Annotated in this window: 13 protein-coding genes, 1 tRNA gene and 2 pseudogenes; 12 read left to right on the top strand and 4 right to left on the bottom strand. The window is 55.5% G+C overall.

All coding sequences use genetic code 11. The features are described 5' to 3' along the window. Positions 1 to 178: 178 nt before the first annotated feature. Genes yacG through IAE37_RS06505 form a run of 4 tightly spaced genes read right to left on the bottom strand, consistent with a single transcriptional unit; the run spans position 179 to position 3,076 of the window. The gene (yacG, locus tag IAE37_RS06490; RefSeq protein ID WP_201171164.1) at positions 179 to 379 is read right to left on the bottom strand and encodes a DNA gyrase inhibitor YacG; all 201 of its coding nucleotides are present in this window, start codon (positions 377 to 379) and stop codon (positions 179 to 181) included. Further along, a complete protein-coding gene (gene coaE, locus IAE37_RS06495) occupies positions 376 to 999 on the bottom strand; it encodes a dephospho-CoA kinase (protein ID WP_201171166.1) in 624 nt (207 codons plus the stop codon). The genes yacG and coaE overlap by 4 nt, the downstream gene beginning before the upstream one ends. Beyond that, entirely contained in the window at positions 999 to 1,865 is an 867-nt protein-coding gene (locus IAE37_RS06500) for a prepilin peptidase (RefSeq protein ID WP_201171168.1), read from the bottom strand. The genes coaE and IAE37_RS06500 overlap by 1 nt, the downstream gene beginning before the upstream one ends. Positions 1,866 to 1,867: 2 nt before the next feature. Next, the gene (locus tag IAE37_RS06505; protein ID WP_201171170.1) at positions 1,868 to 3,076 is read right to left on the bottom strand and encodes a type II secretion system F family protein; all 1,209 of its coding nucleotides are present in this window, start codon (positions 3,074 to 3,076) and stop codon (positions 1,868 to 1,870) included. Positions 3,077 to 3,292: 216 nt separating this feature from the next. Between IAE37_RS06505 and IAE37_RS06510 the strand changes: the two genes are divergently transcribed. The 12 genes and pseudogenes from IAE37_RS06510 (at position 3,293) to IAE37_RS06565 (ending at position 16,210) form a co-directional block, all read left to right on the top strand. Then, positions 3,293 to 3,721, top strand: a complete 429-nt coding sequence (locus IAE37_RS06510) for a pilin (RefSeq protein WP_201171172.1) — start codon at positions 3,293 to 3,295, stop codon at positions 3,719 to 3,721. 52 nt (positions 3,722 to 3,773) lie between these two features. Then, a tRNA-Thr gene (locus IAE37_RS06515) sits at positions 3,774 to 3,849 on the top strand. A 165-nt stretch (positions 3,850 to 4,014) separates the two neighbouring features. Then, positions 4,015 to 5,343, top strand: a complete 1,329-nt coding sequence (locus IAE37_RS06520) for a tyrosine-type recombinase/integrase (RefSeq protein ID WP_201171174.1) — start codon at positions 4,015 to 4,017, stop codon at positions 5,341 to 5,343. 893 nt (positions 5,344 to 6,236) lie between these two features. Next, positions 6,237 to 7,207 (top strand): annotated as a pseudogene (locus IAE37_RS06525) (integrase domain-containing protein). After that, complete coding sequence (locus IAE37_RS06530) at positions 7,204 to 7,479, top strand: hypothetical protein (protein WP_201171176.1); 276 nt, start codon at positions 7,204 to 7,206, stop codon at positions 7,477 to 7,479. Before IAE37_RS06525 ends, IAE37_RS06530 begins: the two are co-directional and overlap by 4 nt. A 247-nt stretch (positions 7,480 to 7,726) precedes the next feature. Continuing rightward, entirely contained in the window at positions 7,727 to 8,839 is a 1,113-nt protein-coding gene (locus tag IAE37_RS06535) for a nucleoid-associated protein (RefSeq protein ID WP_201171179.1), read from the top strand. Between the two features lie 3 nt (positions 8,840 to 8,842). Next, entirely contained in the window at positions 8,843 to 10,099 is a 1,257-nt protein-coding gene (locus IAE37_RS06540) for a hypothetical protein (protein ID WP_201171182.1), read from the top strand. A gap of 511 nt (positions 10,100 to 10,610) precedes the next feature. Continuing rightward, complete coding sequence (locus IAE37_RS06545; RefSeq protein ID WP_201171186.1) at positions 10,611 to 12,026, top strand: AAA family ATPase; 1,416 nt, start codon at positions 10,611 to 10,613, stop codon at positions 12,024 to 12,026. Next, positions 12,023 to 12,664: a DarT ssDNA thymidine ADP-ribosyltransferase family protein gene (locus tag IAE37_RS06550; protein WP_027615775.1), complete on the top strand. Its 642-nt coding sequence runs from the start codon at positions 12,023 to 12,025 to the stop codon at positions 12,662 to 12,664. Before IAE37_RS06545 ends, IAE37_RS06550 begins: the two co-directional genes overlap by 4 nt. Positions 12,665 to 12,672: 8 nt before the next feature. Continuing rightward, on the top strand, positions 12,673 to 14,430 hold the full coding sequence (locus IAE37_RS06555) for an ADP-ribosylglycohydrolase family protein (protein ID WP_201171189.1): 1,758 nt from the start codon (positions 12,673 to 12,675) through the stop codon (positions 14,428 to 14,430). A 141-nt stretch (positions 14,431 to 14,571) separates the two neighbouring features. Continuing rightward, positions 14,572 to 14,751, top strand: a pseudogene (locus IAE37_RS06560) (transposase); the annotation flags it as partial. Between the two features lie 307 nt (positions 14,752 to 15,058). Further along, positions 15,059 to 16,210, top strand: coding sequence for a hypothetical protein (locus tag IAE37_RS06565; protein WP_201171192.1), 1,152 nt, complete (start codon positions 15,059 to 15,061; stop codon positions 16,208 to 16,210). Positions 16,211 to 16,585: the final 375 nt, after the last annotated feature.

The following is a 16,585-nucleotide window of genomic DNA, read 5'->3' on the forward strand; positions in this document are numbered from 1 at the left end:
AACCCCACCCCCGCCCGCGCGGGGCTTTGCGGCCCAACCCCCGGAAACTGGGGTATCAACTTGTCGCTGCCTAAGTGCCTTAAAAATCAGTGGGTTGCATTTTGTTTGATGAGAGCGGGTTCACCCGCGAACACGGGCGCAGCCCGTGCCATCCCCCCCGGTCCTATCCCGCATCAACTCAATGCCGCGGCTCCAGATCCCCCGAATACAACTCATCCTCCGAATCCTCGGCCCCCGGGATCTTGTGCTCTTCCGCCGCCCAGGCCCCCAGGTCGATCAATTTGCAGCGGTCCGAACAAAACGGCCGGAACGCACTCTTCTCGTTCCATTCCACAGGTGCGCCGCAAGTCGGGCAATCGACGGTCAATGGCTGGCTCATGGCTGGCCTCCTCGTAAAGTCAGGTAAAAATCATGCAGGCGATCGATCTGCCCATGCAACGCAGCCAGGTCGCGGTCGTTCACCACCACGTCATCGGCATGCCGCAAGCGCTCTTCGCGCGCCAGTTGCGCCTGCAATATGGCCTGCACCTGCTCGGGGCTGGTGGCGTCGCGCGCCAGGGTCCGCTGCACCTGCAGCGCCTGCGGCGCATCGATCACCAGCACCCGCTGGACCTTCTGGTACTGCCCTGACTCGATCAGCAACGGCGACACATAGACCGCATACGGCGACTCGGCCTTGGCCAGGTAGCTGAAGATCTCCTGCCCGATCAACGGGTGCAGCAACGCCTCCAGCCAACGGCGCTGCTCGGGGTCGGCGAAGATCTTCTGGCGCAGCGCGGAGCGATCCAGTTGCCCATCGTCCAGTAGCACCCCGGCACCGAAGCGCTCGACGATGCTCGCCAGCGCCGGCCGGCCAGGCTCGACCACCCAGCGCGCTGCCTGGTCGGCATCGACCAGGTGCACGCCAAGCTCGACGAAGCGCTCGGCTGCCGCGCTCTTGCCGCTGCCGATGCCGCCCGTGAGGCCAAGAATCCAGGGAGTGAAAGCTGCAGTGGTCATCAGAATCCAAGCAGTTGCAGGTAAGAGGTGTACATTTCATCACCCCAGAGCAGCGCAATCCACCCCGCGATGGCCAAATAGGGCCCGAAAGGTATCGCCGTGCCCAGTTCACGGCCACGCAAACGCAGCAGGCACAGCCCCACCAGCGCCCCGACCAGCGACGACAGCACCAAGGTCATTGGCAACACCTGCCAGCCGCCCCAGGCCCCGATCAACGCCAGCAACTTGAAGTCGCCATGGCCCATGCCTTCCTTGCCCGTCACCAGCTTGAACGCCCAGTACACCGTCCACAGGCTGAGATACCCCGCCACCGCGCCCCACACCGCATCGGCAAGCGGTACATACGTGTCGAAGGCATTGGCGATCAGCCCCAGCCATAGCATCGGCAGCACCAGCACATCCGGCAGCACCTGGTGCTCGCCATCGATCAGGCTCAAGGCCAGCAGGCACCAGGTCAGCGGCAACGCCAGCAGCCCCGCCGCGCTGGCGCCGAAATGCCAGGCCACCACCCCCGACAGCAGCGCCGAGGCAACCTCCACCAACGGATAGCGAGGGCTGATACGGGTTTGGCAACTGGCGCAGCGCCCACGCAGGGCCAGGTAGCTGAGCACGGGAATGTTCTGCCATGCCCGCACCGGTTGCCCACAGTGCGGGCAATGCGAAGCCGGCAGGCTCAGGTCGAAACGCACGTGCTCGGTAGCCGGCAGCCCAAGCACTTCCTGGGCATCGCGCTGCCATTGGCGCTGGAGCATGAGCGGCAGCCGATACACCAGCACATTCAGGAAACTGCCCACCACCAGGCCGAGCACACAGGCCAAGGCGATGAAATAGGCTGGCTGCTGCGCCAGCAAGGTCCACGCATTCATGTTCAGATCAGGCTACCCAACTGGAAGATCGGCAGGTACATCGCCACCACCAGGCCGCCGACCAACAACCCGAGGATCAGCACGATGGCTGGCTCCAGCAGGCTGGTCAACTGCTCCAGCGCCAGGCTGACCTGCTCGGCGTAATGCGCAGCGGCTCTTTCCAGCATCACGTCCAGCGTGCCACTGGATTCGCCAATACCCGTCAGCTGCACCAGCAGCGGCGGGAACAACGGCTCGCCCGCCATCGCCTGGCTCAGCCCCTGCCCATTGGCCATGCCCTGGCGCATGCGCAAAGTGGCCTGCTCGTGCAGTTCGCAGCCGCAAGCACTGGCCACTGTGCCCAGTGCATCCAGCAACGGCACCCCAGCCGCATAGGCCGTGGCCAGGCTGCGTGAGAAGCGGGCCAGCGCCGTCTGCCCGAGCAGTGGGCCGAACACCGGCAAGCGCAACGACTGGCGAGATATCCACAGGCGTGCTGGCGCATGGCGTCGATACAACAGGTTTGCGCCCGCCGCCATTCCCAGCAGTAAAATCAGCAACAGCGGCCCATGCCGCGCCAGCCCTGTGGACAAGTCGATGATCACCTGCGTGTAGGCCGGCAATTGGCTGCCGAAGCCCGCAAACAGAGATTGGAACTGCGGAATCACTTCCAGCAGCAACAACGTCGCGACCGCCAGCCCGGTCAGCAACAATAGGAGGGGGTAGGCCATCCCCTTGCGTACGCGGCGGCGCAGCAGCTGGCGTTGTTCCAGCATGTCGGCCAGCTGTTCGAGTTGCCGATCGAGCGTGCCCGACTGCTCGCCTACCCGCACCAGGTTGCAATACAGCGCATCGAACCAACGCGGCTGGCGCTGTAGCGCATCCGCCAAACCCAGCCCCGCACCCACATCCAGTTGCAATTGCGCCAGCAGTTCGGCCTGCGCTTTGCCGCAACCGCTGCGCCCCATCACCTCGAATGCCTGCAACAACGGCACGCCGGCCTTGAGCAGGGTCGCCAGCTGCCGGCTGAAGCCTGCCGGGTCGGCCTTGGCCTGGGCCTCGGGCCAACGCCAGGCCAGGCCGCCCGCCGGTCGCACCCGGTCGACGCTGATCCCCTGGCGCTGCAGCCCGGCGCGCACGTACGCCGGGCTGCGCCCAGGCGTTTTGCCGTTGATGGGCCTGCCGTTGAGGTCGGTGCCATGCCAGGCATAGAGGTGTATAGATCGAGTCATGCAGCAGTCCTTTTCAGCCCTTGCGACAAGCCTGGAAACAGCTTGCCTTCATCCGTGACAGGGCGTTTTTCCCGGTGCTCACTAGAGTAGTTCAGGCAAGCCCGACCCCGGCCGCGCAGGGGTGACAAAAGGTGTCCATTCAGGCCTACTGCGCCGCTGCCGGCTTGGGGCGAGCATTACCCCAATGCATACACGAATCGAAAAGGAACAGAGTGGATGAAAGGGCAACGCGGTATCACCCTGATCGAAGTGATGATCGTCGTGGCGATCATCGGTATTCTCGCGACCATCGCCCTGCCGATGTACACCAACCACCAGGCGCGCAGCAAAGCGGCAGCGGGCTTGCTGGAGATATCGGCGCTGAAGACCCCGATGGATTTGCGCTTGAACGAAGGCAAGGATGTGGCGGACGTGGCAGCCCTGGGCGGCCAGGCGGGCACGGCGCATTGTGCGATAACGGCCCAGGGCAAGGCGGCGGATGGCAGTGGCAGCATTGCCTGTACGCTGGTGGATGCGCCGGCGAATGTGTTGGGCCAGAGTGTGACGTTGACTCGGTCGGCCACTGGTTGGAGCTGTGCCACGACGATTGAGGAAGACCTGGCACCGAATGGGTGTGCGGCAGCGGCGGGGGCGGGGAATAAGTAAGGAGAAACAGGGGTTTGCGTAACGGCAGCGGCAATGGTACGTTGCGCTACACGCCGGTGTAGCTCAGTCGGTAGAGCAGCGCACTCGTAACGCGAAGGTCGCAGGTTCGATTCCTGTCTCCGGCACCACATCCAGCTCCACTGCATTCCGCTGAATGCTTTGTAAGCCCTCTAAACCGGCCTTCTGGCCGGTTTTTCGTTTCCACGACCCTCCGTCGGGAACCAACTAAATCCCCAATAATCGGGGGGTATTTTTGGGGTACAGCGTCTTTCCTGCATGGAGAACGTACCCCTATGCCACGCCTAGCCACTCCGCTCAGCGACCTAAAATGCCGTACGGCCAAACCGCGTGATCGGGCTTACAAACTGTTCGATGGTGGGGGCATGTACCTGTACGTCACGCCCAGTGGCTCGAAGACTTGGCGGCTGCGGTATTTCAAACCCAACGGCAAGGAAGGCACGCTGATCATCGGCAAGTACCCCATCGTTTCGTTGGCTGTCGCGAGAACCAAGCGCGATGAGGCTAAGGCCCTGTTGCTCGATAACCTTGATCCGATGGAAGAAAAGCAGAAGGCCAAGATTGCTGCCCAGCGGGCGAGCCTTCTCTTTGAAACCGTGGCCTTGGAGTGGCACGTTGAAATGTCCCGACGCTGGACCGAGGGCCATGCCAAGACGGTGCTGAGCAGGTTGCGTACCCATGTGTTCCCACTGATTGGTCAGCGGCCCATCGCTGAACTCGACACCCATGATCTCCTTGAGGTCACCCAGCGGATCAAGGATCGCGGCACCATGGATGTAGCGCTGCGTGTGCAGAACTATCTATCCACGATCATGCGGGGTGCGAAGCGGGCGCGGCAGATCACTCAGAATCCGGCGCTCGATCTGGCCGGCTCTATCCAAGCGCCGCGTACCGTGCACCGTCCTGCTCTATCGCTGAACCGCCTTCCTGAACTGCTGGATCGAATCGACAACTACACCGGTCGCGAACTGACCCGGCTCGCAGTGCTACTGACGCTGCATGTGTTCGTGCGCTCCAGCGAACTGCGCTTCGCCCGGTGGGATGAATTCGACCTGCAACGGGCGATGTGGGAGATCCCCGATACCCGTAAGCCGATTGAAGGCATCCGCTATTCCACACGCGGGACCAAGATGAGTGGGGACATTCAGATAGTGCCGCTGTCGCCTCAAGTCATCGAGATCCTTGAACAGCTGCGCAGCTTGAATCGCTTCTCTGAACTGGTGTTGCCCGGTGACCACAGGTACTGGAAACCCTTGTCGGAGAATACGGTTAACCAGGTGCTGCGAAATATGGGGTACGACACCACCAAGGACGTGTGTGGGCATGGTTTCAGGACCATGGCTTGTAGTGCCTTGCTCGAATCAGGGCTGTGGACGGACGCGGCGATTGAGCGGCAGATGAGTCATCAGGAGCGTAACCGCGTGCGCGCCGCGTACATCCACAAGGCCCAGTTTCTGGAGCAGCGTCGGTTAATCATGGCGTGGTGGAGTAACTACATCGATGCCAACAGATCGGGCCCTGTCACTCCGCATGAGTTCGCCCACCCGGTAGGCGACAACGTCACAGCCTTGCCAAATGGCCATGGCGCATTCAATCGCGGATGAGTCTGCAAGATCGGCGCTGGGTGCTCTTTTACGCGGGTCCATCCAAACAGGACTGCAAAGCCGCCCTGTTTGGATGGACCTCACTTTGAAGAGCTAAAAGCCACGACGTTGTCCGGGATTTACCACGCAATTCCACTGGTGGATAACCGTCTTCAGGTCCTAAGTAGCGGTGATTTTCGACCCTTGACCGGGTTTATCCACAGGCGTAGAACTGGCCGTGCAAGCGCTGTCGATGACAGCACCCCAGGTGTCCCGAACCTTAAAGGCCACGCCGCTCTCGCGGTGGTTCTCTCCAAGGGCGATTAGCATCCGGCAGCTCGCCCGGTCACTACCCATGTGATGGATGCTCTTACACATATAGCGCTCGTGCGCCAGATACTCCGTACCTCGCTGCCCTGCAGCCACCTATCCGCTTGGCCGAATCCTGCGCCAACCTGTGCCCGTCTCTTTCTTCTGGAAAGAGACGGGCACTTCTACCACTGCTGCAGCCCTGATCGCACATGGCTTTGCGGCTTTCCCCCTCGTGACAATCGGCGTGACAAACGCCGATGTCACCAGCAACAGCGCTGTAGATGATGGTGCCGCAGACCAAGGAATGGACTGCACCTGACTGACAGTCAGGCATGCCCCGGTCATCGCATTGCTGCGTTCACCCGGCTCAGGATCTTCAGGCGCTGGTTTAGTCAGCCAGTGCTGCCTCCACCCGCCCACCGGCAACGGTGTTAAGGAGGCCAGATCATGAGATGTCCCTGCTCCCGGACGTAAGGAGCCGCCAGTCCTGCGTAGTGGACATTCCCCACAGGTCGCAGGGGCCTTGATCCCTGATAACACTCAGCATTCTTGGCGGGATGACGTGGGGCGAGGATCGGAGATCGGAAGATGAGGTGACCGACATGGCATTGGTGGGTAGACGCGAAGGCCGCAATTTCGGCTACGGCAGGCAATTGAGTTACGCAGGACCTCAGGCGCTGAAAGACATGTTCGGCGGTGGCCACTACGGCACGGTCAAGGCGCACAGTGATCGATGGTTGGCATTCGTGAGGTGGTGCCGCTCCGAACAGGGGTCTGGCATCAATGATGCGCGGCAGATTGATCGGAAGGTGCTGGTCGGCTATGTAGCGTATCTGCGTGACCTGGTTAGCCGCGGCGAGCTCGCCGTCAGCACTGCACAAAACCGGCTGTCCAGCGTTAACAGGACCATGGCGGCGCTTCGCGGTGATCAGTGCGTGAAGTTGCCAAGTCCGAGCAAGGCGTTGGATATGCAGCGCACCGGGGTTCGACAGTCGGTGCCGCAGGGCCAAGACCACGAACAGGTTAAGCAGATCGTCGATGCACTTTGCCGCGATCATCAGCAACGGGCCGCCGCGATCGTTCTGTTGGCACGAGCCACAGGTATGCGCTTGCGTGAGGCCATCTTGGCTGACCTACCAAGGCTTAGCCGTGAGGCTGAAGCCTGCGGTAAGATCAACATCCAGGACGGTACCAAAGGGGGCCGCGCCGGCGCCTCGGCACCTCGTTGGATTGCAATGAACGACCATGTCCGAGGTGCACTTGCGTTTGCACGACAGGTTTCGCCTACGGGTAGCCGCAACCTGATTGCGGCACACGAAAGCTACGTGGATCTTCTGCAAAAAATCATCCGCCCAGCACGGGACATCCTGCATGTACAGGCTTCCATGAGCTACGGGCGGCGTACGCGTGTGAGCGTTATGAACAAATCACCCATCACCGCGGGCCTATCAACGGTGGCCAATGTTGCCAGGTAGATAGGAACCTTGATCGTGAGGCCCGAAGGCAAATCAGCTACGAGCTTGGGCACGGTCGGATGGACGTGGTCGCTGCCTACATTGGAGGACGGAGATGAGCAAGCCATTTGGTATGGAGTTGTTCTTGGTCGGTGAGATGACTGGGTCGCACGCAACGCGGCAACGCCATCTGCGGCAGGCAACGCTTATCCAAGCTGAAATTGCAAATCGCTGGAAGCGGGAGACTCCTTGGGCTTGGCAGAAAAAGCATATGGATTGGTTTCTTGAGCGTCGCCTAAGTCGACGCAGCGAGGCGACGCGGTATTACTATTTGCTGACCGTACGGCTGCTCGCTTCTCGTCTACAAAAAACATGGGTGTTCAACCTCTGAGCTTGATAGGCACGACTGACAGCAATCGACCCAAAGCGGCCCTTCACGAATGCCTGCTATCGGCCAGAAGCGGTCAGCAGCATCTACGGAAACGGGGGCGAGCCAGCTAGATAATATTGCTGTATGCTTATACAGTTTTCGTGAGATCCCTCTCATCCCTCTGGTCGACTAAACGAATAGGCTATTTGCATGGTGAGGCCTGATTTTCGTAATCTCATATTGATATCGCCGAAACGGAAATCGAACCGTGATCACACTGAAAACTGCCATCATTCACAGCTTCAAGAAACTGGCTTACACCGAGTTCGTTTCTGACGTAGTGAAGAAGAACGTCGTACTAGACACACAAAACCCTGCTCTCACGTTGCTAGTCGAAGGTATCAATGGCCTTATCGGCAAGGAAGGCAATAGCGTTGTCTATGGGCAGTTCGCCAATGATGGTCGCCAAGGGCCGTTCCCAGAACACTTTAGTACATTCGTTGATCAGCCGGACGATCAGACCCAGTTCGTCGAACTCACGCATCTCGCAATGGATCAGTTGGTAGAACAGGCGGGAAGTCGAACCTTGGCAACAGGTGGGCATGTCCTTTGCGCCCATTACACGTCCGGCACTTCCGATTTTTTTTTGGTTGCCAGCATTAAAGAGCGTGGCGGCATCCAGTTGGATGAAAACTACGTTCCGAAAGAGATTCAGGAAGTAGACCTGAAGACGGTTCAACAGGCAGCCAGGATTAACTTGGTAAGCTTCGCCGATGTCACTGCTGCTGCGGCAAAAGCACCCGAAAATGATGAAGAAGAGGTTGATTCTACCTATCTTTGCTTTATCAGCCGGGGGCGAGACAGCCAAGCCTCTGATTATTTCATCTCGGCTTTGGGGTGTGCGAAAGGAGTGGCATCTGGTAGAGCCACAAAAAATGCCATTGATTATGTCGCCCGTTTCTTTCGGGATAAGAAAGAGCTGAAGTCTTTCGCCTATAAGGCAAAAGAAGCCGTTGTGAAATACCTCCAAGATCGAATGACTCACGGAAAGCCCGCACGTTTGGATGCAATCTGCCATGCTGCGACTCAGCAAGTCCCAGCGGAGTTAGTGGATGAGATTGCAGGCCTGAAAGACTATTTGAATGATGAGAAACACAGAGTTCCGGAAGAGTTTACAGTCAACCCAAAATCTTTGAAAGAAAGGACTCGAATAAAAGGTGATGCGACGAGTTGGTCTATTCAGTTTGAAAGGGGGGCTCTAGGGCAGGAGGCAACAGCAGATGTTTACTACGATGAAGTTCGTAAGAAACTGATCTTGTCGAATCTGACCCAAGAATTAATTGATGTAATTGATAAAGAACTAAAGGCTAGGGCTGGATAAGAAATGTTTTCTAATGTCGTGGCTCTGTATCGAGCGATGGGATCACCTATCATCGAAGATGGAGTCGTTTCCTATGAAGGAAAATCGACACCTGCTATATCTTCTGCCTTGCATAATTGCAGAGATCTACAACCGGAATTTGGCAAATTTCAACATCAATCAGAGAACGACGGTTTTATCGAGATCGAGTTTAGGGTGCCCACCAATGAATTCGGTAGATTCTATGCTACGGTTAGTGAACTCGCGCGCGCCGGCTCACTGGGGAAAGGTCAGTTTCCAAAGAACATCTATGTCGTTGAGTTAGGTTGGGCTGATATCGACACTGATGAGCCAGCCCCAATTACAGAGCTAAAGCGCATTTGCAGGCTAGTTGAGTTGCTGTCGATGTTGGCCATCGGAGTAGACAAGGACAGCAGTCCCGATTCCTTCAATCTGTTTTTCGCTTTGCCTCCAGATGGTGCTAAACCACCTCGGACCTTTTTACTTCCGACCCAGGTCGACGAAAGATTACTTGGGCATGAGCTAAGGCATATGAGCTTGCTTGAGGAAATCCTCAATCGTAAAAATGAGAATAAAGCTCACCTCTCCGAGCGAAAGCTGATGATTAGAATGGCTATCGCAAGCGTAATTGAAAAGCATGAAAGCGAACCAAGCCTTTTCTTGGTTGTCGTGAAAGAATGGAATGAGGTTCTTTCGACTTATCGCGCTAATCTGCAAACCTACGTTTATGGCTTTTCATTTGAAAAGGTTCGCCGCGAGCTGGCTCAAGCGGAAATTGACTATGGAACAAAACTGAGCGGCGTCTTAGGGGATATCGCCGGCAAGATGCTTGCCCTCCCGATTTCTCTAGCGGGCTTGATTGCGCTGAGTAATAGTAAATCACATTTCGAAGCATTCGTTGTTGTGCTAGGCCTGACTGTCGTTTCTGTGGTTCTACTTGCGATCCTGCACAATCAAACGTTGCAAACTAACCGTCTACTACACAGCTTCAATGTTGTGTTCGATGACTTCAAAGACAAGATAAAAACCTACCCGCCAAAGCTTCAAAAATTGCTTAAAATTACTATCGCCCAAGTAGAAAAGCAGGGAGTTACCCTGAGAAGAACTTTTACTTTATTGAAGCTCCTATCACTTCTGCCCATGATTGGCGCAATTTTGGTAGCAGTAGTTAAGTACTGGGACCTCGTCAAAACACTTCTCATGAGTATGCTTTCGGTTATTGTAGCAGCCAATATAGATCCGACCCTTATAACACCCTAATCTGAAAATCATCCACACCAATAGCAACGTTCTAACGTTAGAAATTCTTAAGCTAGGCTCAAAGAAACGATTCTAATTGCCGCGTCAGCCAGAGCCTTAAACTTCGCCGAGCCACTTCAGTTTCTCAAAAACTGTCCACAGTGATGCGTGGAAACCCAGCACTAGCACTATGCGCTGCTGCTGATCCCGATCGGCGATCGAGCCTGCGAATTGTGCTGGGTTCTTGCAACGCACATCGATAAGTAGAGGGGGAATGCAGAGAATTCTACGTAAGCGCCTTTTGGAGGTGCTCCAAGACTGCGCCTGCGTGAGGCCGAGGTGCGAAACACGCCAATGGACGCGAGCCTGCTGAACCTCGTACAACGGAGGTGAATTCACAGGCGCACGATACGCAGTTCAGGACGCTAAAACGATTAATTCCGGTAGCGATCCTCCGCAAGTGGCCAATGGCCATTTAATTGCTATCATTTGGTGCTAGCATCAGCTTTTTTCCAGTGGACGGATGCTCCCCATGAAAGCCTTGATCGATGTCATTCCAACTGCCGAGCAGTTGGCCCTTTTCTCGCGCGTCAGCCCTGGCGTTGAGGTCATCCGAGGCGCAGCAGGAAGCGGTAAGACGACTACTGCACTTCTCAAACTACGTGCTTGCGTCGGCTTCTATCTGAGCCGTGCGCGCCGCCAAGTCAATCCTAAGCCTGTCAGAGTCCTCGTGCTCACATACAACCGCACGCTACGGGGCTACATCAGTGAGTTGGCGGAGCAACAACTGCCAGACACGGGAATCTCGCTGGAGATTTCCACGTTCAACAAGTGGGCACGGCGCTTGACAGACGCTGACAACATCCTGGATTTCGAGCAAACCGAGCGGTTGCTGCGTCAGAACCTGGCCAAGACCCGGTTGGATGTCGAATTTGGCCTGGAAGAGGCGCTGTACGTCCTGGGGCGCTTTGAGACGGATCAGTTGGACGACTACCTCTCTACTCGACGAGAAGGGCGTGGTAGCACGCCTCGTATGGAGCGTCCTGCGCGCCAGATCTTGTTGGATGAGGTCATACGTCCCTATATCGATCATAAGCGCACTCGTGGACTGGTCGACTGGAACGACCTTGCCTGCACGATTGCGTCTCACGACTACGAACAATGCGATGTGGTAGTCGTTGACGAGACCCAGGACTTCTCTGCAAACGAAATCCGGGCTCTACTGCGTCAGTGCTCCCCTGAAGCATCAGTGACGTTCGTGTTGGACAGCGCGCAGCGTATCTACACACGTAACTTCAACTGGGGTGAAGTGGGTGTGACCCTGCGCTCGGAAAAGAGCCATCGCCTGGAGACAAACTATCGAAACACCCACGAGATCGCTCGCTTTGCGAGCGCGTTGCTCGATGGAGTCGCAATGGACGACAACGGCACCATGCCAAACTTCGATACCGCCCGCGGTCATGGGCCAAAGCCGATCGTCCTGATGGGTGAGTACCTGGATCAGGTCAAGGCGGCAATCGAGTTCTTAAGCGAAATCGACCTTGAACAAAACTCTGTTGCCTTCCTGCATCCCAAAGGCTGGTTCAGAGACCTCATGCCGGCGTTGCGCCGCGCTGGTTACCCCTTTGTTAGCATTGCCGGCAACTCCGAGTGGCCGCAGGGAGAAGAGAACATCGCTCTGTGCACGATCCACTCCAGCAAGGGACTGGAGTTCGACCATGTCATCATGATCGGGCTGGACGGCTCGGTGGTGGATGTAAGCGCCCCGGATGATGAAGAAGATGATGATGAAGACGGCGGCTATGAGCCATCTGCTCGCTTGCGTCGCTTGATCGCCATGGGCATCGGGCGAGCACGCGACAGCGTCATGATTGGCTTTAAACCGTCCGACGCCCCAGATATCATGCGCTTCGTGGACGATGAGCTGTATGAGGGCAGGGACGTATGAGCATCGAGCAATTTATCGAGCAGCGTGGCATCGAATCGGTTGTGCATTTCACGACTAACAGGGGTTCGTTGGGGATCTTCGCGTGCAATGCGTTGAAGTCGAGACAGCGGCTGAACGCGGATGAACAGCTCAAGCATATTTTCCAGCCCAATGCCCGGTATCGGGACAAGGATTTGGCGTGGCTTGACTATGCCAACCTGTCGATCAGCCGCATCAACATGAACTTTTTCAATACCTGCTCGGGGAGCTGGCATCGAGAAAGAGATTTTTTTTGGTGCATTTTCGATTTCGCACCGGAAATCATGCTTCATGACAATGTGCAGTTCACCACCACGAACAACATTTATACCGGTAATCTGAGGTCTCCTGGCCTGGAGGGTCTGCAGCGAGCATTTCAGCAAACGACGCATCAGTATTCGAATCACTATGCGGAACGAACTGAAGGCTTCCCTGAAAACGAGACGACTTGCAACCAGGCGGAAATTCTTTATCCGGGAGAGGTTTCAACTCGTTATTTGCAACGCATCTACGTGCGTTGTGAAGAACATTCGGATGAGCTCGCAGGACAAATGGCTGCCACGGCCCACCGAGCGGTCGAGGTCTTTGTCAGGCCCGAGCTCTTCGAGAAAATTAGGTGAAAATACATATGTCCGAATCCAGGCTGAAACGCACGGTATCCTCAGCTCTTTGGTCGGCTTACGGCGATGCATTGGGTTTTCCGACAGAGCTCGCTTCGGAGGATTTGGTCAAAAGGCGTGTGGGCCAAACCCGATCCACCCGCACTGGCCAGTGGAAGCGTCTGGTTGGCGGAAAATTCGGTGCAGACGTCACCTTGCCCGCAGGGTCTTACTCTGACGATACTCAGCTTCGACTTTCAACCAGTCGGGCAATTTCCGGCCAAGGGTACTTCGATGTTGAGGCATTCGCAAAGATAGAAATGCCGGTCTGGCAAATCTACGCGCTCGGCGCTGGCCGAGGCAGCAAAGCAGCTGCCAGTTCTTTGGCGAACAGAAGCACTGCGTGGTTCAGCAACTTCTTCAAAGGGTATGAAAGTGGCGGTGGTAACGGTGCTGCAATGCGGATCCAGCCTCATGTATGGGCCGCCTGCAAGTTAGACGATAAACCATCCTACCTTGTCGACGTCATCCGTAATGCAATCTGCACCCATGGCCATATGCGTGGGATCGCGGGTGCAGTGGTGCATGCACTTTCTCTTGCCCATGTCATGCAATACGGTCGAATGGCTTCGGACAGTGATTGGCTTCGCTACAGTGATGACATTCGGAGCATCCCGAAGCTCATCAAGAGTGACACTGATCTGCTCACTTTCTGGGTGCCTACCTGGGAAAAAAACAGCAAGACTACACTGGAGCGCGCCGCTGATGAGGTGGCCAATGAGTGGAGTCTTTCTGTTCGCAAGGCTATGGATTGCTTCGCGCAAACCAATGAGTCGGCCACAGTTTTGTATGCAAAGATCGTAGAGGGTGATAACGGCCTCAGTAAAGAGGAGCGGGGTTCTGGGCTCAAGTCGGCACTCTTCGCTAATGTGGCTGCGTTTTTGGGCCAGCGAGCCGGATCTCAAGAGATCATGGAAGTGGTTGCCAATCTGCTGTGGAGTGATACTGACACTATCGCGAGTATGGCGGGTGCATTGATTGGTGCAGCTAAACCTGATGCCAAGTTTATTGGTGAGATTCAAGATGAGCCGTATATCCGGATGGAAGCTAATCGTCTTTTTAACATCAGTCAAGGTGATACAGAGGGCACTTTTCCATATCCGGACACCTTATACTGGCAGGCGCCTAGAGCAGCTATTGATACATTGACCGTTGCTGATGGTCAGTATGTCCTTCAGGGATTTGGCCCTGTTTTACCCGTCGGTCAGAGATTCAAGGGCCGGCAAAGGGGGGCCGCCTGGCAATGGTTCGCTTCGTCTTGGGGACAAAGTTTTCTGATTCGAATGCGTGCCGAGCTGGGCGTGAGTAGTCAGGCTGTTGATAAAGCCGTCGAGCGTGAAAAGAACATTGCTGATCTTTTCGATTACCAATCGCAAGATCTTGAGCTCGAAGCAGAGCTGTCAGTGCCAGATTCAGAGGTTGTGTATGACACCGACACTGACACTCACGTTGCGGTGCCAACCTTCGCAGTGCAAGACAGCTACATGGATACGCAGCAGACGGTTGCTGTTGATGTGTTGTATGAGGAAGACTTCATTCCCAGCAAAGGCATTACAATCGATATCGATGCGCTGTCTACAGAAGCGATCAAAAGCTTTGACCCCGAGTTGATTGGTCAACACCTGCTGTTGATCGCCGAACAACCCAATGGGGTAACGCTGGCTACTGGCTACGCCTCGATTGTGGCGAAAGCGAGAGCTACCCGTCTGCGTCACAGGCGCGGATAGCGACCTGGCCTTGCGCAAACTTCTGTGAAGATTGCCTGAGGCCCTTTCTCCTCATACGGCTGGCTACGGCTGATAGGTGTAGTGGTCTACTAACTCAGGGCACCCATTTAGGCGAGAATGCTCGCCACAGAGAGGTGTCCGATGACCAAGCAACGCCGTACCTTTGCACCTGAATTCAAGCGCGAAGCAGCCTGCCTGGTGCTTGGTCAAGGCTACAGCCATCCCGAAGCGGCCCGTTCGCTTGGCTTGGTCGAGTCGGCCTTGCGCCGATGGGTTAATCAGCTTCAGCAGGAGCGCGGCGGCGTCACGCCGACCAGCAAAGGGCAAAAGGGGACTGATTTATTTCTCAGGAAATAGCCCAGTCCCCATTTTTCACCTAAAAGGGATTGATTGAAATGGGACAGATTTATCCTGCGGCTCAGAGCAGAGTGAGAAGGCGGAATTAAATAGATTTGTCCCCTTTTGACAGAGCTAATGCCGGAATTTCCTTTCTCTGCCCGAATGCTACCTTTCAAACAGGCATGAAATCGCTAAAGAAGCGTTCGAGCTCGATTTGGCTGTCAGCACCATTCCTTAACTGCCAACGCCTTCCACGGAAATCATAGAATTAATACGTAATGGAGCTGTTATGTCACTCATTGATGAGATCAGAGAATACGTAAATCGAAGCCATGCTTACGCTTGGAGGGCCGCACACCCAATTGCGCCTGATGAGCCTGGGTTGGTTAGCGCTTTGCTTTGCAGGGAGATGTATCAGGGGCTGCGGGACGTTTTGAGTCGAAATATTCCTCCGTCTACCAAACTGATGGTAAAAGGCGTTTTCACACATCAAACTCCGAAAGTTAAGGCTGTCACGGGTGCAAAAGCAGTAGAAATCGGAGACCTATTACTTATACAGCAGCATTTCGATACGGACCCTGCAAAACCGTCGACCGGAAGAGCTTTGCTACTGCAGGCGAAGACATCTCTCAAGCCCAAAACAGGCTCATTGAATTCTGGGACGCAACGTATCCAGTTTGAGCTTTATCAAAGCTGGCCCGCCTTCACTGGAGAGACTCGTCTCGCAACCTCCCCAGCTGGTTATTCTTCATGGGACTTCACTCATCCTTCTGCAGGAAGTGAGCCCTGCACTGCTGGAGCGGAGTATGCAATCATTTATAAAAAACACGCATATAGAAGCGTATTAACTACCCCGCGTTGGAAGGGGGTACTGTCGGCTGGCCCGGATCATGCGGCTTTACTCGCGCACTCATTTTCGTCTGAATCGACATGGGTTACTGGCCCATGCTCCCTCCCGCCTGCGCATGCAAGAGGAGGCGTTCGGTGCCCTATGGATTTTGCATGCACTCTGTCCGGCCTGCTAGCTGGAACGGTAGGAAGATCATTTAGCCCTGGAGTTAAAAGTGGCGGAGACCATTGGTCAATTTTCATTAATGAAATGTTGGAGGTCGCCTCAAACCCTAGCGGGGACTATCTTTATACAAATGCAAATCAGGGAGTAATATCCGGCATGCGTGGTAGAGATCTACTGATGCAAGCAGCAGCCCCGATCCTGAGATTTGCTGTGGCAGAAGATATGGAACAATGGATCTCATTTGGACACTCGAAGCCAGGTAATTATTTTGAATTTACGAATTTACTGCTAAGCACGGTGACAGGATCTGGTCGCTACGATAATGAGCCTCCGAATGAAGAAAGCTCTAGGCAAAAATTTCAGCCCGGGCATGTACCCGTGCTTGTCATAGCAACAATTGGAGATGAACCACTGCAAGATTGGTAGATCTCCTGGTTCCCCAGATGAACGACGCGGGAGAAATTGTTTTTCTTTTGCCGACTTTATTGGAAAGTCTGATTAAGGCTAGTCAAAAGTAGCTGTCCACGAACGGCAGTTTCTGGCCCTTGGCGCCCTACGCCAAGGGCAGCTTTGGGTCCGTTTCTGCCGTTCCTTATGTACCATTTAAAGTGGGTAGGAGGAGCCTCCGCAATTCCCGATTCGATTCCACTGAAAGCCATAAATAGCTGATTTATTTATAGATACCCTATGAGGTACATCAAAAAAATCCACTAAATTCCAGCCCCACGAAAACCGGGCCCTCACGACCAAAAACCGTCCGTCTGTCTCCGGTACCATTCAAGTGACCTGATTACAATCCCC

The sequence above is a fragment of the Pseudomonas sp. S31 genome (assembly GCF_016648105.1).
Classification (GTDB): domain Bacteria; phylum Pseudomonadota; class Gammaproteobacteria; order Pseudomonadales; family Pseudomonadaceae; genus Aquipseudomonas.